This is a genomic window from Promicromonospora vindobonensis (genome assembly GCF_042685865.1).
GTDB lineage: Bacteria > Actinomycetota > Actinomycetes > Actinomycetales > Cellulomonadaceae > Promicromonospora > Promicromonospora vindobonensis.
The window spans coordinates 2,308,107-2,330,698 of record NZ_JBHUOG010000002.1; the positions used below are offsets into that span (position 1 = coordinate 2,308,107).

Here is a 22,592-nt window from a genome sequence, read left to right on the forward strand (position 1 = left end):
TCCGTCAGTCCCAGCGGAACAGCAGGGCCGCCGTCACGACTCCGATGACGGTCGCGACACCGAGACTGATGAGGTGGGCCGGATCGACCGCGGCGCCGACCCAGGCGGCGGACAGCGCCGCGACGGCGGCTCCGAAGGGCAACCGTTCACCGACCGCCGCGACGGCGTCGGGCAGGCTGCCGGGGCCGCCGAACATGCCGCCGAGGGCACCGAGGGCGAAGAAGGTGATGAGCCCGATCGCCACCGCGGAGTTCGGGGTCGGCGCGACGGCGGCGACGATCATGCCGACGGCGTACATCGCCGCCATCGCGAGCCCGTAGACCGCGAAGGCGGCCCCGAGGTCCACCGGGGGACGCGCGTCGAAGGCGAGGAACGCCACGGCCAGCGCTCCCGCGAGCCCGACGAGGGCCTGCAGCACGCTCACGACGACCTGGGCGACCAGGACCATGGCCGGCGAGGCCGGGGTCACCGCGAGGCGGCGCAGGATGCCGGAACGCCGGTAGTAGGCGAGGAAGCTGGGCATGTTGATGATGCCGATGGTGGCAAGGACCATGGTCAGCACCAGCGGCAGGACGTAGACCTCGAGGGCGGTGAGCCCGGCGACCACCACCTGGTCGCCGGCCGACCGGGCGCTCATCACCAGGATCAGCAGGGGCAGGAGGATCGGCACCACCAGCCCGGAGGTGTCCCGCACGACCATCTTGGCCTCGCACACGACGAGGGTCAGCCAGGCGCTGACGCCTGGTCGGCGGGCTTCGATCACGGTGCTCATTCGGCTTCCTCCAGCTGCTTTCCGGTGAGGGCGACGAACGCGTCGTCGAGGTTCTGCGCGCCCGCCAGCGCGACCAGGCCGGCCGGCGGTTCGACGGCGAGCACGCGCCCGGCGTCGAGAAGGGCTACACGGTCGCAGAGCCGCTCGACCTCCTCCATCGCATGACTGACGAGCACGATGGTGACGCCCTCGTCGCGGAGGTGCTCGATCGTCGCCCACATCTGCCGCCGGGCCCGGGGATCGAGGCCCGTGGTGAGCTCGTCCAGGATCAGTACGCGGGGGCGTCCGGCGAGGGCCAGTGCGATCGAGAGCCGCTGCTGCTGCCCGCCGGACAGCTTCTCGAAGCGCACACCGCGCTTCTCCTCCAGGCCGACCAGCTCGAGGAGCTCACCGGACGGGCGCGGGTCCGGGTAGAAACTGCGGTAGAGGCCCGTCAGCTCCGCCACCGTGAGCGCGCCGTGCAGGTAGGCCTGCTGCAGCTGGACGCCCAGCACCTGGCGCACCTTGCCGCGGTCGCGCTGCGGGTCGAGGCCCAGGAGCGTGACGCGCCCGCCGTCGGGCTTGCGCAGTCCCGCGATCATCTCGACGGTGGTGGTCTTGCCCGCACCGTTGGTGCCGAGGATGCCGAACACCTCGCCGGGGTCGATCCGCAGGCTCACGTCGTCGACCGCTGTCTTGTCGCCATAGCGTTTGTGGAGGTGCTCGGCGTGGATCGCCGGTTCTCGACTGCTCATGTCTCGACTGCTCATGTCAAGCGACGCTATGTGCGAGGCACCGGCGCCCGCGCGTGCCGATGGTCAGGGATGTGATCCATGACTTTCGGCACCGGCAGGGCCGGCACCGGGCCCATAGGGTGGCTCACATGCGGCGGCTGGGGACGGACGAGTGGTCGGCACTGGTGATGCTGGCCGTGGCGGTCGCGGTGGGCGGACCAGCGCTGTTCGGGGCGGTGGACCCGATCATCCCGCGGCCCTGGTGGATCGCGCTGTTCGTGGTCCTGTTCGTCGCGCTGCTGCTCGCCATCGTCCGCGAACCGTCGGACCTGCTCCGGAACTGCCTGTTCGCCACGGCGGTCGTGGCCTCCTGGGCGGTGGTGCTGACCGTCCCGCACATGGGCCTCCTGCCGGTCGTGCTGGTCATCATCGCTGCCGTGAGCGTCTACGTCGTACCGCTCTGGGCGGGGTTCGTCGTCGTCGGCCTCAACACCGCGGTCCTCGCGCTCTTCATGGCTTTCGGGAACCGAGAGTCCCTCGACACCCTGATCACCCTCGGCTTCTACCTGCTGATCCAGGTGGCGAGCATGCTGAGCTCGTCGACCCTCATCCGCGAACAGCGGCTGCGCCGGGAGCTGGGCCAGGCGCACATCGACCTGCGCGCGGCGTCAGTGCTCCTGTCGGAGTCGGCCCGCACCGCGGAGCGGCTCCGGATCTCGCGCGACCTCCACGACCTCATCGGCCACCAGCTCACCGTGCTCACGCTGGAGCTGGAGGCAGCACGGCACCGCGAGGGCGAACAGGCGCGCGAGCACGTGGAGCGTGCGAACCGGGTTGCCCGTGACCTCCTCGCCGACGTGCGCCTGACGGTGAGCGAGCTGCGGACGGCGTCGTCGGACCTGAGCGGAGCACTCCACCAGGTGGTGAACGACCTGCCCGGCCTCGCGGTGACGGTTGACGTCGAGCCCGACGTGCAGGTCGACGAGGAGCAGGCAGCAGCGCTCGTGCGGGCGGTGCAGGAGATCGCCACCAACACCTTGCGGCACGCCGACGCCAAGGAGCTGTGGATCGAGGTGGCCGCACGCCCGCACGGCGTCGTCCTGACCGCCGTCGACGACGGCCGCGGGTACCGCGAGCTGGTGCCCGGAAACGGGCTGCGCGGCCTCACCGAACGGTTCGAGGCGCTCGGCGGGGGCGTGCGGTTCGACGGCGACGACGGCTTCCGGATCACGGCGACGGTGCCGGCATGACCAGGGTGGTGATCGTCGACGACCAGACCCTCGTGCGGCACGGCATCAGGACGCTGCTGGAGATCGCCGACGTCGACGTCGTCGGGGAGGCCGACGACGGCCAGGCCGCGCTGGAGGTCGTCGCCGACACGACGCCGGACGTGATCCTGCTCGACCTGCGGATGCCCCGCTACGACGGCCTCTGGACGCTCCGCCGGCTCGGCGAGCTCGGCATCGACATCCCGGTGCTGGTGCTCACCACCTTCGACGACGACACCCTCGTGCTCGACGCCCTGCGCGCCGGCGCGCGCGGGTACCTCCTCAAGGACGTGACGGTCGAGCAGCTCACCCGGGCGGTGCGCACCCTGGCCGACGGCGGGACGCTGGTCGCCCCGTCGATCACCGACCGGATGCTGCGCGCGATCCGGTCGCTCCCGTCCGCCGCCGGTGACGACGTGCCACCCGTCCAGCGGCTGACCGCGCGCGAGCTCGAGGTGCTCCGGCTCATGGCGGAGGGCTACACCAACCGCGAGATCTCTCGCGCGCTGTCCCTGGTCGAGGGCACGGTGAAGAACCACGTCTCGACCATCCTGCTCAAGCTCTCGGCCCGGGACCGCACCAACGCCGTGCTCAGGGCGCTCCACCTGGGGATCCTGGGATAGCGCTATGGTCCCCAGGGTGCGCATCGAGACCGACGGACGCCCGGCGACGGCCACGGAGCTGTTCAGCACCTACGGCCACTTCACGGCCATGCAGGTGCGCGGCGGCGGGGTCCAGGGCCTGGCGAACCACCTGGACCGGCTCGACGCCGCACAGCGCGAGCTGTTCGGGCGGCCGCTGCCGGCCGACCGGGTGCGTGACCTGGTGCGGCACGCTCTGGCCGCGACGACCGACGCCTCCGTGCGTGTGATCCTGCGCGACGCCGAGCAGGTCCAGGTGTCCGTCGGCGACCCGCACCACCCGCCCGCGGCCCCGCAGCGGCTCCGGTCGGTCCCTTACCTGCGGCCGTTCGCCCACCTCAAGCACCTGGGCGGGTTCGCGCAGCTGGAATGGGCCCGCCGGGCCCGGCTCGACGGGTACCACGACGCCCTGCTCACCGCACCCGACGGCGCCGTCGCCGAGTCGTCGATCGCGAACATCGGGTTCCTCCAGCCGGACGGCGTCGTCGTCTGGCCGGAGGCTCCTCACCTGCGCGGCACCGCCATGCAGCTGGTCGAGGCCACGACGCCGTCGGTCCCTCGGCAGGTCCGGTCCGACGACGTCGCGGGGTTCGCCGGTGCCTTCCTGGTCAACTCGCTGGGCGTCGTCGCCGTCGCGTCGATCGATGACGTCACGCTGCCCGACGCCGGACCGCTCCTCGGCGGCGTCGTCGAGCGCCTCGCCGCGGTCCCTTGGGACGAGGTCTAGGAGCTCCGGCCCGTCCGCCGGGCGCGGTGCGGGTGAGTGGCGCCGGGGCAGGGTGCACCCGAGGCGCACCTGCCAGGTCTGCTGAACTTCGGACTCGGCAGCCCGGAACCCGGCGGCTCAGGCGTCTCCGGGGTGCGCCGCCTCGAACCTCTGCCGCGCCTCGGCGATCTGTTCCTGGTGCTCCTCGGACCAGTTGACCAGGGCCTGGGTCGTCCCGAGCAGCGTGCGCCCCAACGGCGTGAGCACGTACTCCACGCGGGGCGGCACCTCGGGGTAGACGGTGCGGAGGACCAGTCCGTCGCGCTCGAGATTGCGGAGTGTCACCGTCAGCATCCGCTTGCTGATCCCGTCGATCTCCCGGACGAGCTCGCCGAACCGGAGCGTCTTCTCGTCGAGCAGGGCGATCACCAGCAGGGACCACTTGTCGGCGATCCGGTCCAGGATCTGCCGCACCTGGCAGTCCTCACGGACGTCCCACTGGAAGGGGTCCCGCTCGAACCTGCACGCCTCCGACCCGGCCTCGGTTCCTTCGAGGGAACCGGGTGACGTCAAAGTGCCTTCTTGTGCCATCTGCTGATCGTGCCCAAGGATCGTCATGGTTACAAGTGGTAACCATGAGGGACCGAGCGAGGAGATCCTGGTGACAGATGTCAGTGCGGCCGTACGGCCGGCACCGAACGTGACACGAACGGGCTGGGGAGTGCTGGCCGTCGTGTGTGGTGCGCTCTTCCTCGAGGGCATCGACATCGCGATGCTCAACGTCGCCGTCCCGGCCATCGCCGACGACATCGGCCTGGCGACGACCGACGCGCACTGGGTGATCAGCGCCTACGTGCTCGCCTACGGCGGCTTCATGATCCTCGGCGGCCGCACGGCGGACCTCGTCGGCCGACGACGGACGTTCCTGGTCGCGCTCGCGATCTTCATCGCGTTCTCGGGTCTTGGCGGCCTCGCCGACGACGCCTGGGTGCTGATCGTCGCCCGGTTCGTCACCGGAGCCACGGCGGGGTTCATGACTCCTGCGGGGTTCAGCCTCCTGACGACCAGCTTTCCCGAGGGCCCGCTGCGCGACCGGGCGCTGGCGATCTACGGCGCCATCGGCGCGGGCGGCTTCACCCTCGGTGTGGTGGCCGGCGGCTTCCTCACCGACGTCGGCTGGCGCTGGGTGTTCTTCGCACCCGTCATCGTCGGTGCCGCGCTCTGGGTGGCCGGGCGGGCGGTCATCCGGCCGGACCAGGCCACCGAACGCGCCAGGGGCGGGTTCGACGTCGGTGGCGCCGTCACGCTGACGTCCGCGATGGTCGCTCTCATCTACGGCATCGTCACCATCGGCGAGGGCCGGGACGTCGCCATGGGAGTCGTCTCGTTCATCGCCGCTGGGGTGCTGATCGGTGCCTTCGTGGCCATCGAGCGCCGCGTGGCGGACCCGCTGCTCCGCCTCGCGGTGCTGCGTGAGGGGCTGCTGCTGCGATCGAGCGCCGCCGGGCTGCTGTTCATCGGCGCGTTCTTCGCGTTCCAGTTCCTGATCACGCTCTACCTGCAGGAGTTCCAGGGGTGGTCGCCGATCGCGACAGGGCTGGCGTTCGCGGTGATGGGGCTGGACATGATCCTCGCGCCGCTGGTCACCCACCGGCTCGTCAAGCGGTTCGGGAACGCCCCCGTCATGGTGGCAGGGCTGCTGGCGGGTGCTGTCGCCTTCGCACTGGCCCTGCGCCTCGACGACAGCTGGGGATACCTGGAGCTGCTGCCGTCCATGCTGCTGATCGGCGTGATGTTCGCGCTGGTCTACGGCCCGCTCACGGCAGCGGCCACCGCGGGCCTCGACGAGTCCGAGCACGGGGTCGCCGGCGGCGTCGTGTACACGGCGTTCCAGTTCGGGGCGGCGCTCGGGGTCTCGGCGGCGACGATCATGCTGGTCGGGGGGCACACCGGGGCGGCGGACCCCGCGGACTACCAGCGCGCTCTGCTGGTGCCCGCCGTCGGCGGCGCGCTGGCGCTGGCCCTTGGCATCGCCACCTGGATCCGTGGAAACCGGGTGATTCCCGGATAAGTTCACCGGCCTGCCAGGACGCGTTCATCGACGCGTGGCCGAGGGGCCCGATCGTGTCCGTGCGCCGCGGTCTGACCGCGGCGTGCCGGCGCGTCCCCGCCCGGCTCCCTCCTCACCTGAGGTTCTGCCATGAGAGCAACGGCCACGATGCGCCGATGGTCCCGTCCCCTGGCCGCTGTCGTCGCGGCCGCCACCCTTGCCACCGCCCTGCCGTCCGTCGCCCAGGCGGACGAGCTCACCCTGACCGACACGGTCGAGGACCTCGGCCCGGGCATCAGCCTGCGCCACCTGAAAGCGGTGGACGAGGGCGGCTGGTACGACTCCCGCTTCCTCACCGTCGACCTCGCGGAGGACGCGGTCAGCACCGACCTGCTCACGGCCGGCCCGGTCTCGTCGGGCGGCCCGCTGAGCGGCGCCGCCAACCGTGCGGGCGCCGTCGCAGGCGTCAACGGTGAGTTCTTCGACATCGGCAACAGCAACGCCGCGCTGGGCGGCGAGGTGCAGGACGGTGTCCTGCGCAAGTCCGCGGACATCGGCGGGCGCTCGCACGTCGGCGTGAGCCGCGACGGGATCTCGCAGCTCGTCGACCTCGCCGTCGACGCGAGCGCCGACCTGGCGGGGGCTCCGCACGAGGTCCTGTCGGTGAACGCGGCGAACGGCGGCGGCGTGCCGGCGAACGGCATGGTCGCGTACACCCCCGTGTGGGGCGAGTCCAGCCGCAACCGCGCATTCACGGGCGTCACGGCGGACCGGATCGCCGAGGTGATCGTCGTGGACGGCGCCGTCGTGTCGGTCGACCCGTCCGGTCCTGCGGGCTCCGGCCCGATCCCGGAGGGCGGGTTCGCCCTGGTCGGGCGGGACGGCGCTGCCGACGCCCTGCGCGCGCTGCGCGAGGGCGACCCGGTGGGGCTCACGTACGAGCTCGCCGACGACCTCGCCCGCACCATGGAGTTCGCGCTCGGCCACGGCGGCACCATCGTGTCCGACGGCAAGGTCGTCGACGGCCTGGCGACGTCGGTCGCCCCGCGCACCGCGCTGGGGTTCAGCGACGACGGCCGCACGCTGGTCCTGGCCACCTGGGACGGCCCCGGCGGCACCGGCAGGGGCGGCGTCGGCGTGGACAAGGCCGCGCGCGACCTGGTCCGGCTCGGCGTCGACACGGCGGTCAACCTGGACGGCGGCGGGTCGACCACGATGGTCGCCCGCGCCCTCGGCCACCAGGACGCGACGGTCCGCAACGTGCCGTCGGACGGGCACGAGCGCAACAACCCGAACGGCGTCGGCGTGTTCGTCGCACCGGGCGACGGACGCCTGCACGACCTGCTGGTGGAGCCGGCCCCCGGCGCCGCCTCGGCGGACGGCGACGTGAAGGTCTTCCCGGGCCTCCACCGGACCCTTGTGGCCACGGGCGTGGACGACCACGAGACCCCGGTCGAGGTCGACGAGGCCTCGGTGCGCTGGCAGGCACGCGGGGCGTCGGTGCCCGGCGGGCGGCTCGAGGCCCCGCGCGAGGGCCGCGACGAGATCACGGTCAGCGCCCGGTCCGGCCGCGAGCGCGACACGCTCGACGTCCGGGTGCTCGGCCCGCTGGACGACGTCGAGCTGTCGACCGACCGTCTGTCGATCGCCGACGCGGCGCCGTCGTCCGCCGTGACCGTTGCCGTGACCGGACGTGACGGGCAGGGCTTCACGGCCCCGATCGAGGCGGGCGACCTCGAGCTCGACTACGACCGCGACGTCGTGCGGGTGGAGCCGGCGGCCGGTGGCCTGCGGATCACCCCGCTCACGGATGCCGCGACCGTGCTGACGGTATCCGTGGCGGGCGAGTCGGTGCAGCTGCCGATCACGATCGGCGTGCAGAACGTCACGGTCTACGACTTCGACGACGACGTGCTCGCGCGCTGGCGCAGCAACAGCACCCGGGCGACGACCTTCTCCGCCCACCCGGACGGCCTGCGGGTCGACTTCGACGGGATGCGCAACGTCGGCATCGCCACGACGTCGGCCGCCGTGCGGGTGCCGGTACCCGGCCAGCCGCTGCGCATGCGGGTACGCGTCAAGTCCAGCATCTCCGTGCCGAGCGGGCTCACCTACCTCGCCTACGTCGATGCGGCGGGCAAGAGCGGCGGGGTCTACGGCACCGGCCTGACGCCGTCGGACGACTGGCAGCAGGCCACGTTCACCCTCCCGTCGACCACGGCCTACCCGATCTCGGTCACCGGATGGCAGGGGATCAACACCAACGCCGCGCAGCAGAAGCCCGGCACGTTCGTCCTGGACCGGATCGAGGCCGACGTCCCGACGTCGATCGAGCTGCCCCCGCGCCCCGACCTGGAGCCGGACCCGCTCGTCTCCGCCGACGGCGAGCCGCTCGACGGCCGCGACGCGTGGCAGTTCGCCACTCTGTCCGACGTGCAGTTCACCGCGGACAGCCCCGACCTGACCCAGGTCGCCACGAGCGCGCTCCACACGATCCGCGCCACGAACCCGGACCTCGTCGTCCTCAACGGCGACATCACGGACCGGGGCCTGCCCCAGGACATCACCCTGGCCCGCGAGGTGCTGGAGGACGCAGGCTGCGACCTGGTCCCGGTGGGCGAGGAACCGCCGTCGGACAGCACGCCGGACCCGCGCGCCGGCACCGTGCCGTGCTACTACGTGCCGGGCAACCACGAGTCCTACGGCCTGAACAACACGCAGGCGACGCTCGACCCGTTCGTCGCCGAGTTCGGGCAGCCGTACCGGACGTTCGACCACAAGGGCACCCGGTTCGTGCTGCTCGCCAGCGCGTACGGCACGCTGCGCGGCACGGCGTGGGACCAGCTCCCGATGGTCCGTGACGCCCTGGCCGACGCCGAGCGGGACCGCTCGGTGAGCAACGTCGTCGTCTTCGCCCACCACCCGGTCAAGGACCCCGGCGACACCGGAGACAGCCAGCTCGGCGACGGCAACGAGGTAGCGCTGGTCCAGAACCTGCTCACCGCGTTCCGCGAGCGCACCGACAAGGGTGCGGTCATGGTCGGGTCGCACGCCCAGATCGCCGACGTACACCGGGAGGAGGGCGTGCCCTACGCGGTGCTGCCCTCGTCGGGCAAGGGCCCGTACGGCAGCCCGGACCGGGGTGGCTTCACGGGCTGGGTGAGCTGGTCGGTGGATCCGCGCGAGAGCGCCGACGAGCAGTGGGTGGAGGCCGATGTCCGCGCCTTCGCGCAGTCGATCGCTCTGGAGACGCCCGAGACACTGGAGGTGGGTGCGTCGGCGCAGCTCAGCGGCAGCATCGTGCAGCCGAACGGCGTCGCGCCGGGCAGCAGGGTGGTGCCGCTGCGCTACCCGATGTCCGTGCACTGGAGCGGATCGCGGAACCTCGCGATCGGTACCGGTGAGCGTGCCGTCGAGTCGGCCCGCCGGGCAGGGAAGGTGGCGGTGCTCGACCCGGAGACCCGGACCCTGACCGCGCTGCGCCGCGGCGAGGTGACGGTCTCGGTCACCAACGACGCGATGCGGCCGTACGACGGTCCCGCTTCGCTCGAGCCGGTCACGACGTCCGAGGCGATCGAGGTGGTCCCGGCGGAGGGCGACGGGCCGCGGGTGGCGGCGGAGGCTCCCGTGTTCACGGAGCAGCCGGTCGGCACGCACGGTCAGGTGCAGCAGGTGACGATCACCAGCACGGGGACCGCGCCCGCGCGGATCCGTTCGGTCAAGGTGGCCGACGACGAGCGGCGCAGCCCGTTCCGGGTCGACCGCGACAGCTGCTCGGACCGGAAGCTGGCCCCCGGCCGTACCTGCACCGTGTGGGTGCGGTTCGACCCGGTGCGCCCGGACGTGACGTCGACCGCCGAGCTGCGGATCACCACGAACGGCGCAGAGCGCACCGTGACGGTGCCGCTGACCGGCACGAGCACCAGGCTCACCTGGGCCGTGCCGGAGGACGGACCGGCCCGCCACTGAGCCGAGGCGGGCGGGCGCCGTCGTCCGCCCGCTTCGCTCCGCTTCGCTGCTGCAGCGAAAAGGTCCGCCTCCAGAATGCTGTTGGGCATGTTTCCCGCGTCGAAACCATGCTCAACTGCATTCTGGAGGCGGGCCTCTCTCCGCTTGCGGCCCTTTACCCGCAGAACTCGTTCAGCTCGAAGTCGTGCACCACCGTCCGGCCCTTGACGATGCGCGCGTTCTTCGACTCCGGCGGGTACCCGTCGGCCGAGCTGAGCAGCGTCAGCCGGTTGTTCGAGACCCCCATCCAGCGGGCGTAGCCACCCTCGGGACCGGTCACCAGCGTGACGTCGTGCTCCGACCCGTCGATGACCACGAACGCACCCTCGAGCGGGACCGTCTCGTCGTCACAGGTGGCGCCCGTCACCGTGCCGGCGATCTTGCCCCAGCTCGCCGGCGGCGTGACCGACAGCGACACCTGCGCCCGCGGCTCGTCGTACGGCGTGCTGCCGTTGGCGACGACGGCAGAGGTGTAGGTGCCCGGCTGGTCCACGCGGCTGCTGTCGAGATCGACGTACACCTTCGCGGACTCGCCCGGCTCCAGCGTGAACGCCGGCGGCTGGACGTCGAGCCACGGCACGTCGACCGTGGCGTCGCCGGTCACGTTCAGCACCGTGTGCATGTCCGGGAAACCGAGGTCCTCGACGGTGCTGGGCTCGGGGGTACCGCAGTCGTCGGACGCGATGTACGACGGCGCGGTCTCCGGCTCGGCGTTGGACCCGATGAAGAACTCGCCGGCGCTGACGACCTCGACCACGAGCGTTCCGGTCGCGGTGCCGGTGACCGGCACGTCCACCATCGTGAGCTCCTGAGCCTCCAGGGTCACGTCGGCCGTGCCGATCTGGGTCATGTTCGCGTAGACGAAGTCCCCGTCGAGCTCGTACAGGTTGACCGTCACGTCGGTGTCCGCCGAGGCGAGCTCCACGCCGAAGGACACGTTCGTCACGGCGAACTCACCCTCGATGTCGAAGTCCTCGAGCGTGAACGTGCGCAGCCACTGCGTCTGGGTCCCCACGCAGCCCACCGAGTTGCCCATGGTGACGTCCTGCGACGACGAGTGGGTGATGGTGGTCCCCTCACCGGCGAGGAGCGCCGGCGGGACCGACGGCGTCACGGTCCTCCCCGGGCGCTTGCCGTTCCGGACCAGCCCGTCACCGTCGTTCGCGCCGGCCGTCGCCCTCGAGCCGCCCTCGGCGCCCGACGACACCGTGCTCACCTCGGTCACGTCCTCGGTGGCGCCCTTGATGACGCTGCTGCCGGACGCCGACCCGAGGATCTCGAAGTCGGACGACGCGGGAGCCACCTCGACGTCCGAAGGCGCCGTGCCCTCGTTCGTCACGGTGAACGAGCCGGACCTGGTGCCGCCCAGCCGCACCTCGCGGGAGAGCTCGCTCGGCGAGACCGTCAGGAGCGGTGCCGCGAGCTCCACGTCCTGGCGCGTGACCGTGTCGGCGACGACGGTCACTGCCGATTCGGCGGCCGTGTAGTCCTTGGCCGCGTACCCCACCTGCTGCTCGCCGGTCTCGATGGTGAACAGCGAGTAGTACCCGGCGCCGACGCCCGGGTTCTCCGGGTCCGTGGACCGCGTGCTCCGGTCGGCACCTGCGGTCACGGTGGCGCCGTTGACGCCGTCACCGGTGTTGAGGTCGTTGACGAACCCGGCGACGAGGCCGCCGTCGACGGGCTCGCACGCCCCGACCGAGACGTTGTCGACCTGCCACCACAGGCCGAAGACGGCGTCGCCGTAGTGGAACCGGATCCGTACGTCGGACTCGCCGCTCGCACCGGGGAGCGTGACGAGCGTGCGTCCGACGGCGTCGGAGGTCTGGTGCAGCACGGTCTCCCAGGTCTCCCCGCCGTCGACGCTCAGGTCCACGTCGGCGAAGTCCTCCCAGGCTCCGTACGACTGGTCGAACGTCAGGAGCGGCGCGTCGAGGCCGGTCAGGTCGTAGGACGGTGAGGTGAGGGTCGTGTCCTGCGCGCCGTCCTCGCCGTAGCCGTCGCTGTTCACCTCGGCGAACAGCCCCTCGCCTCCGGTCATGTTGCTCGCCTCGAACGCGTCGTCGAACGTCCAGACCTGCTCGGTGCCTGCCAGGTCCTCGACGGTCCAGCCCTCCGGCACGCTGCCGGACTCGAACTCCTCGACCCCTGCGCCTGCCCCCGTCAGGGCGTATCCGGGGGCCGTGCACTCATCGAGCACGGGCGGCGCCGGGTCGGCCTCCACCGGCTCCGTGCCCACCTCGACCTCCTGCGTGAACGTCCCGTACCCGGTCACGGACGGCCGGACGACGAGCGTGTGGGTCGACGACTGCGGCACCTCGAACGAGTACTCGCCGGTGAACGGGTCCGTCCACGCGGTGACGCTGCTCGGGGCGCCCTGCACGGAGACCTGGGCGTCGAGCGGCCAGCCGTGCCCGGAGCCGTCGGTGACCGTGCCGCTCACCGTGGTGGTCGGCGCCACCTCGAGGGTGACGTCCAGCGTGGTGGTCTCGCCCTCGACGACGTCGGCCTGCCCCGAGCCGTCCAGGTAGCCGAAGACGGAGAAGCTCACCTCGTGGGAGCCCTCCTCCAGGCCGAGGCGGTAGGTACCTTCCGCGTCGGTGGTGTCGGAACGGTCACCGGAGGTCACGCGGACCCCGCCGACCGGCTCGCCGTCGGGCCCGGTGACGGTGCCCGCGAGGAACCCGTAGCCGTCGATCGGTGCGTTCCCGACCAGGGCGGGCACGTCGAGCTTGCCCTCGCCCCACACGTTGTTGTCGGCGGTGGTGCCGCCGCAGGCGTCGTCGGCCACGTCGGCCGAGGTCTGGTCCAGGAGCTGCTCGGTGGCCTCGATGTCGCCGACCAGCACGGGGGCGGCGCTCCACAGGAGCGCGACGGCGCCCGCGAGGTGCGGGGACGCCATGGACGTCCCGCTGAACTCCGCGTAGTCGCCGCCGGGTACGGAGGACCGCACCTCGTCACCGGGCGCGGCCAGGTTCGGCTTGGTCTCGCCGTCCTCGCCAGGTCCGCGCGAGGAGAACACCGCGATGTCTCCGCTCTCCCCGAACGCGCCGGCCGCGTAGGTGGCGACGTTGGCCCCGGGGGACGACGTCGACTGGCAGCCCGCCTCGCCCGCGTTGCCCGCTGCCCACGCGCCGAAGATGCCGGCCGCCTCCCAGGCGGCGATCTCCTCGGACATGAAGTCGTCGATGGCACCGGGTTCCTGCTGGCCCCACGAGTTGTTCACGATGTGCGGGCGCTGCGACGGGTCGGGGTCCGACCCGTCGGTCCGCGTCGGCGCGAGGATCCACTGGCCGGAGGCCAGGAGGTCCGCGTCCGAGCAGCTGGCGCAGCCGTTGGCCGCGATCCAGTCGGCGTCGGGCGCGACGCCGATCTGGTTGCCCTCGCCGTCGTCGCCCACCATGGTGCCCATGACGTGCGTGCCGTGGGCGTCGCCGTCGCAGGGTGCGCCGTCGCAGGCGCCGCTGGCGTCGAACCAGTTGTAGTCGTTGGTCAGGCCGTCGGAGCCAAGGTAGCCGCGGTAGTGCTCCAGGAGCGCCGGGTGCTCGACGTCGACGCCGGAGTCGATGTTGGCGACGGTGATGCCCTCGCCGGTGTACCCCATCTCCCACACGTCAGGGGCCCCGATGGCGTCCAGCCCCCACTCGGTGGCGAGTGGCGCGTTCCTGGTCGGCGCCTTGCGCTCGACCGGCTCGATGGGCTGGGCGGCGAACCGCTCGTGGACCTGCTTCACCTCGCGGCTGGCGGCCACCTGCTTCGCGAGCTCCGCCGTGCCGTCCTGGACGAGGATCGCGTTGCTGATCCAGTAGGACTCGTAGTCGACGCCCGCCGCCTCGAGGTCGGCGACGACGTCGGCCTGCGCCGCCTTCGCCGTGCCGGTCAGGGCGTCGTAGACGTACTGGCCCCGCTCGGCCCAGTCGGCGATGTCCTTGGCCGGCGCCAGGTCCGGCGCGTCGGCGAACCGGATCCAGAAGTCGGTCGACTCCTTGGTGTCGAACCGGGTCTGCACGGCGGGCGTGATCTTGTCCGCCGGGCGCTCCGGGACGTCGGTCGCCACGGATGGTTGTGTGCCGGCAGGGGTTGGCGTACTCGCGAGTGCAGGTGTCACGCTCACCGCTGTTGCCAGGAGCGCTCCGACCGCTGCGAGAGCGATCGGCGCGCGTCGATGTGGCATGCGACTGTGCATTCTTGCCTCCGGGGTGCAAGCGCCCCACGCGGGGCGCAACCACTGGCCCACGAGCGTGTGCCACGTCACACTCTGCGAGGTCAGGGGTGAAAAGGGCAACGAAAGTCGGCTCGGGGCCGGTGGCCGGAATGACGGGCGTCGCCGGTGGCGTTGGCAGGGCATGGACTTCAATCAGCAGATCATCGACGCTTTCCGCGCCAACGCCGGCGAGGTCAACGAGCCCATGCAGTTCGGCAAGAGCCTCGTGCTCGTGCACGTGCCGAAGAAGGACGGCAGCGTCCGTGTCGCGCCCCTCGCGGCCATCCAGGAGGACGGCGCCTGGCACATCGTCGGCTCCGCCGGAGGCTCCCCCAAGAACCCCGCCTGGGTCTATGGCCTCCGTCGCACCGAGCAGGTCGACATCGAGGTCCCCGGTGAGCCCGTCACGACCGTGCAGACCAAGGTCGAGGAGCTGACCGGCGACGAGCGCGACGCCATGTGGGAGCGCTTCAAGGAGCTCTCGAGCGGCTTCGCGGGATACGAGAAGACGGCGGAGGGCCGGGTGTTCCCGATCTTCCGGCTCGTGGGCTGACATGCTCGTGGGCTGACATGCTCGTGGGCTGACATGCTCAGGGAGCGGTCGCAACGGCCGGCCGCTCCCCGAGCACGTTCGACGACGACGCCAGGAGGCCCTCATCAACCCCTTTCAGCGAGTACTGGTCACCGGCGCCGCGGGGCGCATCGGCCGCGGCGTCCTGGACGTGCTCGCCCGGGAGTCGGTGGCCGCCACGGCGCTCGTCCTCGAGGATCCGGACGATCTCCGCGCCGACCGCGTGGTCGTCGGTGACGCCCGGTCACCGGAGGTCGTCGCGCGGGCGATGGAGGGGGCCGACGGCGTCATCCACCTGGCAGCGATCCCGACGCCGCTCGACGACCCACCCGAGGCGGTCTTCGGGATCAACACCCTGTCGACCTTCACCGTGCTCGACGCGGCGGGGCGGACCGGTGTCCGGCGCGCGGTGATCGCGAGCAGCCAGGCCGCCTCGGGCATCCCGTTCGCGGCTCACGAGCAGCACCCTGCCTACGTGCCGGTCGACAACGACACCCCCGACCAGGCCGCAGACCCGTACGCGCTGTCCAAGCGGGCGGACGAGCTGACGGCCGACATGATGGCCCGGCGCTACGGGATGCCGGTCGTCGCGCTGCGGTTCCCGTTCGTCGGCGGCATGGACGAACGGCTACGCGCCAAGGCCGACGCCGTCGCACGGGACCCGGCGCTCGGTGCGCGCAGCCTGTGGGCGTACCTGGAGACCCGGGACGCCGCGGAGGCGGCGTGGCTCGCGCTCCGCTGCCCCACCGACGGCGCCGTGGTCATCCACGTGGCAGCGCCGGAGACCCTGGTGCCGGTGCCCACCCTCGAGCTCCTGAGGCGGTATCACCCGGACACCCCGGTGCGCCGGCCGATCGAGGGCCGTGCCGTGCCCTACGACCTCACGGCCGCCGAGCAGGTGCTCGGGTTCCACGCCCGGCATCACGTGGTCGGTACCCCGTAGGCGACGGGTCAGGCCGGCGCCGCCACCGGCTCGGCACCGTCGGCCGCCTCGGCTACCCGCTCGTCCCGCCCCGCGCGGGGACGCACCCAGCCGTTGAGGGCGGCGTGCCACCCGAGCTGCACCCGGGTCTCCACCTCGGCGAGATCCATCAGCGCCCGGACCCGCCGCTGCACGGTCCGCAGGGACGTGCCGAGCTGCTTCGCCACCGCCTGGTCCGTGAGACCCGCGAGCATGAGGCCGAGCACCCGCGCGTCGTCGTCGTCGACCTGGTGCGCCACGTCGCCTGTCAGCCCCGCCGTGCCGAGGAGCAGCGGCGTCGCGCGCTCCCACACGTTCTCGAACAGGGCGAGCAGCGCGTCGAGCAGGGTGCTCTCGCGCACCAGCAGCGCGCCGACGACGTCGCCCGACGACGTGAGCGGCATGAGGGCGAGGCGGCGGTCGACGATGATGAGCTTGAGCGGGACGCGCTGGGCGAACCGCACCTCCTCCCCCGCCTCGGTGGCGTCGACGGCCTCCTCCACCGTCACCGCCTGGCTCTCGAGCATGCCGCGCTCGACGATCACGCGATACTGCACGCCGCGTGCGACGGCCTGGTCCTCGGCGGAGTTCTCCTGGCTGGACGTCACGACCACCGGTGGGCGCACGAACGCGTCCACGCACTCGCGCGCCCCGAGCTGGAGCTGCTCGAACCGGTGCCGCACCGCGTCCTCGCCCCGGATGACGTCGACCACGTCGGTGGGTCCCCGGCCCGCCGCGGACACCCGGTAGACCTCCTCGAGCCGGCCCAGCTCGACCTCGGCATGCCGTACCTCGTCCTGGCGCCGGGCGAGCAGCGCACCGAGGGCGATGGCGGGCGGTGCGGCAGCGAACCGCCGTTCGTCGCCCGTGATCCGGGCGGCGAGCCCGTGCTCCTCGAGCCGTCGCAGCAGTCGGTGCGCGTCACCGAGGGACGTCCCGAAGGCGCTGAGCGCCGCCGCGAGGTCGGCGACGGACGCAGAGGGCATCGCGACGAGCTCGCTGTACGCGAGGGTCTCGTCAGGGGTCAGTCCGAGCACGTCGCCGAGCATGGCACTCCTCCGTCAGGTTGATCAGCGCACCACTCTGGCGGAGTCGCGCCATGCCGTAAAGCCGCCACGATGTGCCTCTTGTGACGTGTCGCGCCCGCTGGGAGGGTCCACCACCATGAGATCCCGAACCCGGCGCGCTCTGTCGGCCGCCACCAAGGCCGCCGCGGCAGTCACCGCGTCCGCCCTGGTCGCTGCCGTGGTCACCACCGCGCACGCGTCCCCAGGCCCCGCCCCCTCACCCGGCGACACCCCACCCGGCGCCGGCAGCAGCACGCCTGCCGCCGCTCCGGACACCCCCGCCCTCGCCGACGGCCGCACCACGGTCACCCTGGTGACCGGCGACGTCGTCGACGTCGGCACCACCGACACCGGCGCCCTGACCGTCGGGGTCGAACCGGCAGACGGCGGCGCCGTGCGGACCCAGCAGGTCGGCGACCACTTCTACGTGGTCCCGGACGCTGCGCTGCCGTACCTGGCGGCCGGCACGCTCGACCGCCGGCTGTTCGACGTGACCGCGCTCCTTGAGCTGCAGTACGACGACGAGACCGCGGCCGCCACGCCGCTCATCGTCGAGCGTGCCGGCGCACGCTCGCGCACGGCCGAGCTGCCCGGCGCCACGCGGACCCTGGCCCTGCCCAGCATCCAGGCCGACGCCGTGACCGCGGACAAGGCCGAGGCGACGGAGTTCTGGGCGGCCGTGGCTTCTTCCCCCGACGGCCGGACGGCGACGCGCGGTGTGGCGGACGACGGCGCGTTCCGCGGCGGCGTCGAGAAGATCTGGCTCGACGGCAAAGCCGAGGCGACGCTCGACCGGAGCACCGCACAGGTCGGCGCGCCCGAGGCGTGGGCGGCCGGCCTGGACGGCACCGGCGCGTCGGTCGCCGTCCTGGACACGGGCATCGACGCCACCCACCCCGACGTGGCCGACGCGATCGGCGCGACGCAGTCGTTCGTGCCCGGCGAGGACGTCACGAACGACGTCCAGGGGCACGGCACGCACGTCGCCTCGACGGTGCTCGGGTCGGGCGCCGCGAGCGATGGCCTGTACCGGGGCGTGGCGCCGGGCGCCGACCTGCTGGTCGGCAAGGTGCTGGACAAGGACGGCTACGGCCTCGACTCCTGGATCATCGCGGGCATGGAGTGGGGCGCTGCCCACGCGGACATCGTCTCCATGAGCCTCGGCGACTCCAGCCTGAACGACGGCACCGACCCCATGGCGCAGGCGCTGAACGCGCTGAGCGAGCAGACGGGTGCCCTGTTCGTCGTGGCGGCGGGCAACAGCTACGCGGAGGGTTCGCTCGGCAGCCCCGGCACCGCTGACGCCGCCCTGACGGTCGGCGCGGTGGACGACGGCGACGTGCGCGCCGACTTCTCCAGCTACGGCCCGCGCGTGGGCGACCACGCGATCAAGCCGGACCTCACCGCGCCCGGCGTCGGCATCGTCGCTGCTCGCTCCCAGCAGTCGGGCGGCGACGGCTGGTACGTCTCGATGAACGGCACCTCGATGGCCACCCCGCACGTCGCGGGCGCGGCGGCGATCCTCAAGGGCGCAGAGCCCGAGCTCACGGGCGAGCAGCTCAAGGCCGCCCTGGTGTCGTCGTCGGCCGACATCGACGCCCCGGCGTACGAGGTCGGCGCGGGCCGGCTGGACGTCCCGGCCGCGCTCGACGGCGTGGCCGGCTCCGGCGACGGGTTCCTGGGCTTCTACGGCTGGCCTCACGACGGTGACGAGCCTGCCACCAGCGCCATCACCTACACCAACAGCACGGACAGCGACGTCACGCTCGCGCTGAGCACCGACGTCGTCGGCCCCGACGGCGAGCCGAGCGACCTGGTCACCGTGTCCGACGCCGAGGTGCTGGTCCCGGCCGGCGGCTCCGCCGACGTCACGATCAGCGCCGACGCCGACGACGCAGCACTGTCCGGCAAGTACAGCGGCGCCGTCGTCGCGACGGACACGTCCGGTGAGGTCACGGTCCGCACCGCCGCCGCGCTGATCAAGGAGGAGGAACGGTACGGCCTGGACATCACCGCGCTGGACCGCTCCGGCGAGCCGGCCACCGGCTACGTCGACTTCTACCGCTACGGCGACCAGTTCGTCAGCACCCTGCCGATCGACCCCACGACGGGCGAGGTGCCGACGCAGCGCCTGCTGCCCGGCGTCTACTCCGCCACGGCGTTCCTCGACGTCGAGGGGTCCGAGGGGACGGGCTCGACGGGCGTCGCGCTCGTCGGCGACCCGCAGGTGGTCGTCGACGACGCCGACCAGGCGCTCGTCCTCGACGCCCGCGAGGCCGTCGAGCTGACCCTCGACACGCCCCGGGACAGCGACGTCGCGCACCGGCGGTTCCAGTTCTTCAACGACTCCGGCATCGGCGGGCTGTACTCGACGTTCGGCGCCACCTATGCCCTGCCGGCCGACGTCGACTCGTTCTACGCCGCCCCGACGGGCGCCGTCGACAGCGCCCACTTCGACTTCGGCGTGCGGTGGCGGGCCATCGAGCCGGCGCTGGACGTCGTGGCCCGGCGCCCGGCGCCGACCGCGGTCGACCCCGTCTACCAGGCCGGGTCGGCCCGCCTCGACGGCCGGGTCGAGCTACGCTCCGTCGCGGCCGGTACGGGTACGGCCGCCGACTTCGAGGGCCTGGACGCCGAGGGCAAGGCGGTGCTCGTCACCCGCGACGACGCCGTGCCCGCCGAGGAGCGGGAGGCTGCCGCCCTGGCGGCCGGCGCCGCGCTGCTCGTGGTCGTGAACGACCGGCCGGGGCCCCTGGTCGAGTACGTCACCCAGGGTGACCTGCCCGTCGTCTCGGTGACGTCCGCTGAGGGCGCGAAGCTCCTGCCGGCCGCCGCCACGGGCCGGCTCACGCTGACCGGCTCGGCGCAGGAGTTCCCGTCGTACCTGTACGACGTGTCCAAGAGCTGGCCCGGTGAGATCCCGACCGACCTGGCGCTGGCGCCCACGAAGCGACAGCTCGCCACGGTGGAGAGCCGCTACAACGACACGGAGGAGCGGCTCGCCGTCGACGACCGCGCCGACTGCCGCGACTACCAGTGGCCGCCGTGCCTCTCCGTGCCCGCGCTGCAGGCCACCGCGACGGAGCGGACCGACTACGTCTCCACCTACGACGACGTCACCTGGTACGAGAACGTGCAGCACGAGAGCACCTGGGAGCAGCGCGGTATCCGTCAGGCCTACGAGCCGCGGAGCACCACGGTGCGCGACTGGTTCGCCCCCGTGACGGCACCCCGGACCGGTGACGGCTACTGGGGCCCCTGGCAGAGCGGCGACTGGTTCGCGGTCAACGTGGCCCCGTCGGGCGGCCAGAACGGCATCACCGGCGGTTTTCCGTGGGGCGAGACCCCGGTGACCTCCCGGCTCTACCAGGGCGACACCCTGGTCAGGGAGAACATCGGCCAGGCCGTCCAGACGACGGTCCCGACGGCCGACGGCCCGCAGGAGTACCGGTTCGAGATCGACACCGAGGCCGCCGACGACGCGCACCGGTACTCGACCAGCACGCGCACGTCGTGGACCTTCGTGGCCGACCAGGCGGACGACGCCGTACCGGGCCAGCAGGGCACGCCACTGCCCCTGGTGCAGCTCGACTACTCCGTTGACACCGCCCTGGACGGCACCGTGCGGGCAGGCTCCACCGTCCCGTTCGCGGTGCGGCCGTACACCGTGCCCGGTGCACCCCGCGCGGGCTCGATGGCCGGGGCCACGCTGGAGGTCAGCTACGACGGCGGCGCCACCTGGTCGTCGGTGAAGCTGAGCAAGGACGACGAGTGCTGGGAGGCACGCCTCCGGATCCCGGCACGCGGCGCCGACCTGGTCTCGCTCCGGACGAGCGCTCGGGACGACGCAGGGAACGCGGTGACCCAGGAGATCGTCTCCGCGTTCGGGATCTCGGGCGGGCGGTAGGCCTCCTGCGGCGCCGGGGAGACAGGTAGCAGGCGGGCCGTGTTGCTGGGAGCAGACAACGTCTACTCCCGGCAACACGGCCCGCTGGCTGTTACTCGCCGGCAGCCGCCGGTGCGGCCTTCGGCCGGGTCGTGGCCGGGGGCACGTCGCAGACGGTGCCGTCCGCTGGGAGCACCCCGTCGATCAGCGCCGCGTCCACGGCGTCGTCGACGCACGGGCCGCTGGTGCGGTAGGACGTGTGCCCGACGCCCTCACGGGTGAGCAGGACGGCGTCCTCCAGACGCTCGGTCATGGCCTCGGCCCAGTGGTGCGGGGACACGTTGTCCAGGCGGCCGCCGACCACCAGGATCGACGGGGCGCCCGCACCGGTGAGCTCCTGCGTGAACCGGTCCTCGTTCTCGACGGGCCACAGCGCACAGTTGAGTGCGCTGTAGGCGGCCCGGCTGCCCAGGCGCTCGCCGCGTGCGGTGATCCGCTTCGCCGCGGCGTGATGCTCGGACAGCTTGTCCAGCGCCGGCCAGTCGGCGCAGCGGACGCCGGTGTGCGGCTCCTGGAGCGTCGCGAACGGACCGCCGAACGGCGCGACCGTGCCCAGGGTGACCAGGTAGTGGAGCGGCGTGCCGTTGCCCTGCTGTGCGGCGGTCAGGCCCGCGGTGAGCAGCGGCCAGACGTCGCGGTGGCCCGCGGCGAGGCGCACGCTCTCGAGCGTCATGGCACCGTCGAGCGTGCCGCCCGGCGTGAGGCCCTCGGTCGGCGGAACCTCCAGCGGCTCGGCCTCCAGCTCGGCGATCAGGGCGTCGAACGCGGCCTCGGGATCGCCGCCGCCGAACGGGCACACGTCCGCGCCCTCGGCCCGGCACGTCTCGAACCACGCGTCGAGCGTCTGCTCGTTGGACCGGGCGACGTCGTCGAGGAGCCGGAGCGGATCGTTCAGCCACAGGTCGGTGTCGACGGGGGCGTCGATCACCATCTGCCGCACCCGCTCGGGGAACATCGTGGCGTACATCGGGCCGACCACCGTGCCGTAGGAGGCGCCGTAGAAGGTGATCTGTTCCTCCCCGAGCGCGGCGCGGACCTGGTCGAGGTCGCGGGCCACGTTGTCAGTGGACAGGCTGGCCAGGAACTCGGGGCTCTGGTGGTCCAGGCAGCCGTGCGTGAACGTGCGGGCGTCGGCGAGGAGCCTGCCGAACCGCTTGCCGCCCGGGACGGTCGGGTCGCGGTCCTCGGCGGCCTGGTCGGCCCGCTGCTCGTCGGTCAGGCAGCGGACGGCGCCCGACGCACCGACCCCGCGCGGGTCCATCCCGACGACGTCGAAGCGCGCCACGACGTCGGGCGAGTACATGCTGGTCGCGCTGTCGGGGTCGATGGATGCGACGGTCTCCGTGGCCGGCACGCCCGGGCCGCCCGGGTTGATGAACAGGCTGCCGATGCGCCGGTCCGGGTCCGTCGCACGGTGCCGCGTCACGGCGAGCGGGATCTGCTCGCCGTCAGGGTCGGAGTACTCCAGCGGCACCTCGACGGTGGCGCAGTCGAGGTTCTGCCCGCACTCCTCCCACTCGACGGGGTCAGGGGTGGGCGCCGAGACGGCCGGGGCGTCCTGGCCGCCGGCCTGCGACGCGGCCATCGCCATGCTTGACGTGCTTGACGTGCTGGCACATCCGCTCAGCGCCAGTGTCGCGGCGACCAGCACCACGACGACCCTCCGAGCGGGGGGCGGGACAGCA

Annotated in this window: 14 protein-coding genes; 8 read left to right on the forward strand and 6 right to left on the reverse strand. The window is 72.5% G+C overall.

Annotated elements, in window-relative coordinates; all coding sequences use genetic code 11:
• Positions 1-4 precede the first annotated feature (4 nt).
• Positions 5-772 (reverse strand): ABC transporter permease, encoded by a 768-nt coding sequence (locus ACFS27_RS23585; protein ID WP_377188374.1) that lies wholly within the window; start codon positions 770-772, stop codon positions 5-7.
• On the reverse strand, positions 769-1,506 hold the full coding sequence (locus ACFS27_RS23590) for an ABC transporter ATP-binding protein (protein WP_377188377.1): 738 nt from the start codon (positions 1,504-1,506) through the stop codon (positions 769-771). The genes ACFS27_RS23585 and ACFS27_RS23590 overlap by 4 nt, the downstream gene beginning before the upstream one ends.
• Positions 1,507-1,634: 128 nt before the next feature.
• On the opposite strand from ACFS27_RS23590, the gene ACFS27_RS23595 reads away from it, so the two are divergent.
• From ACFS27_RS23595 to ACFS27_RS23605, 3 genes are read left to right on the forward strand one after another with little or no spacing between them, the layout of a single operon-like run.
• Positions 1,635-2,735: a sensor histidine kinase gene (locus tag ACFS27_RS23595; protein ID WP_377188380.1), complete on the forward strand. Its 1,101-nt coding sequence runs from the start codon at positions 1,635-1,637 to the stop codon at positions 2,733-2,735.
• Positions 2,732-3,376, forward strand: coding sequence for a response regulator (locus ACFS27_RS23600; protein WP_377188383.1), 645 nt, complete (start codon positions 2,732-2,734; stop codon positions 3,374-3,376). The genes ACFS27_RS23595 and ACFS27_RS23600 overlap by 4 nt, the downstream gene beginning before the upstream one ends.
• Before the next feature lie 16 nt (positions 3,377-3,392).
• On the forward strand, positions 3,393-4,121 hold the full coding sequence (locus tag ACFS27_RS23605; protein WP_377188386.1) for an aminotransferase class IV: 729 nt from the start codon (positions 3,393-3,395) through the stop codon (positions 4,119-4,121).
• Between the two features lie 117 nt (positions 4,122-4,238).
• On the opposite strand, the gene ACFS27_RS23610 is transcribed toward ACFS27_RS23605, so the two are convergent.
• Entirely contained in the window at positions 4,239-4,691 is a 453-nt protein-coding gene (locus ACFS27_RS23610) for a winged helix-turn-helix transcriptional regulator (RefSeq protein ID WP_377188389.1), read from the reverse strand.
• Positions 4,692-4,761: 70 nt separating this feature from the next.
• On the opposite strand from ACFS27_RS23610, the gene ACFS27_RS23615 reads away from it, so the two are divergent.
• Positions 4,762-6,171, forward strand: a complete 1,410-nt coding sequence (locus tag ACFS27_RS23615; RefSeq protein WP_377188392.1) for an MFS transporter — start codon at positions 4,762-4,764, stop codon at positions 6,169-6,171.
• A gap of 129 nt (positions 6,172-6,300) precedes the next feature.
• Positions 6,301-10,119, forward strand: a complete 3,819-nt coding sequence (locus ACFS27_RS23620) for a phosphodiester glycosidase family protein (protein WP_377188395.1) — start codon at positions 6,301-6,303, stop codon at positions 10,117-10,119.
• A 154-nt stretch (positions 10,120-10,273) separates the two neighbouring features.
• Here ACFS27_RS23620 and ACFS27_RS23625 read toward each other — a convergent pair whose 3' ends face one another.
• On the reverse strand, positions 10,274-14,215 hold the full coding sequence (locus ACFS27_RS23625) for a S8 family serine peptidase (RefSeq protein WP_377188398.1): 3,942 nt from the start codon (positions 14,213-14,215) through the stop codon (positions 10,274-10,276).
• A 289-nt stretch (positions 14,216-14,504) separates the two neighbouring features.
• On the opposite strand from ACFS27_RS23625, the gene ACFS27_RS23630 reads away from it, so the two are divergent.
• Together ACFS27_RS23630 and ACFS27_RS23635 are read left to right on the forward strand one after the other, a co-directional pair.
• Positions 14,505-14,915, forward strand: a complete 411-nt coding sequence (locus ACFS27_RS23630) for a nitroreductase/quinone reductase family protein (RefSeq protein ID WP_377188401.1) — start codon at positions 14,505-14,507, stop codon at positions 14,913-14,915.
• 124 nt (positions 14,916-15,039) lie between these two features.
• On the forward strand, positions 15,040-15,876 hold the full coding sequence (locus ACFS27_RS23635) for an NAD-dependent epimerase/dehydratase family protein (RefSeq protein WP_377191148.1): 837 nt from the start codon (positions 15,040-15,042) through the stop codon (positions 15,874-15,876).
• Between the two features lie 8 nt (positions 15,877-15,884).
• Here the strand turns inward: ACFS27_RS23635 and ACFS27_RS23640 are convergent, their stop codons facing one another.
• Positions 15,885-16,943, reverse strand: a complete 1,059-nt coding sequence (locus ACFS27_RS23640; protein ID WP_377188403.1) for a hypothetical protein — start codon at positions 16,941-16,943, stop codon at positions 15,885-15,887.
• A gap of 115 nt (positions 16,944-17,058) precedes the next feature.
• Between ACFS27_RS23640 and ACFS27_RS23645 the strand changes: the two genes are divergently transcribed.
• Positions 17,059-20,868 carry a S8 family peptidase gene (locus ACFS27_RS23645; RefSeq protein ID WP_377188406.1) on the forward strand — a complete coding sequence of 1,270 codons (3,810 nt, stop codon included), beginning with the start codon at positions 17,059-17,061 and terminating at the stop codon, positions 20,866-20,868.
• A gap of 91 nt (positions 20,869-20,959) precedes the next feature.
• On the opposite strand, the gene ACFS27_RS23650 is transcribed toward ACFS27_RS23645, so the two are convergent.
• Entirely contained in the window at positions 20,960-22,498 is a 1,539-nt protein-coding gene (locus ACFS27_RS23650; RefSeq protein WP_377188409.1) for an alpha/beta hydrolase, read from the reverse strand.
• Positions 22,499-22,592 lie beyond the last annotated feature (94 nt).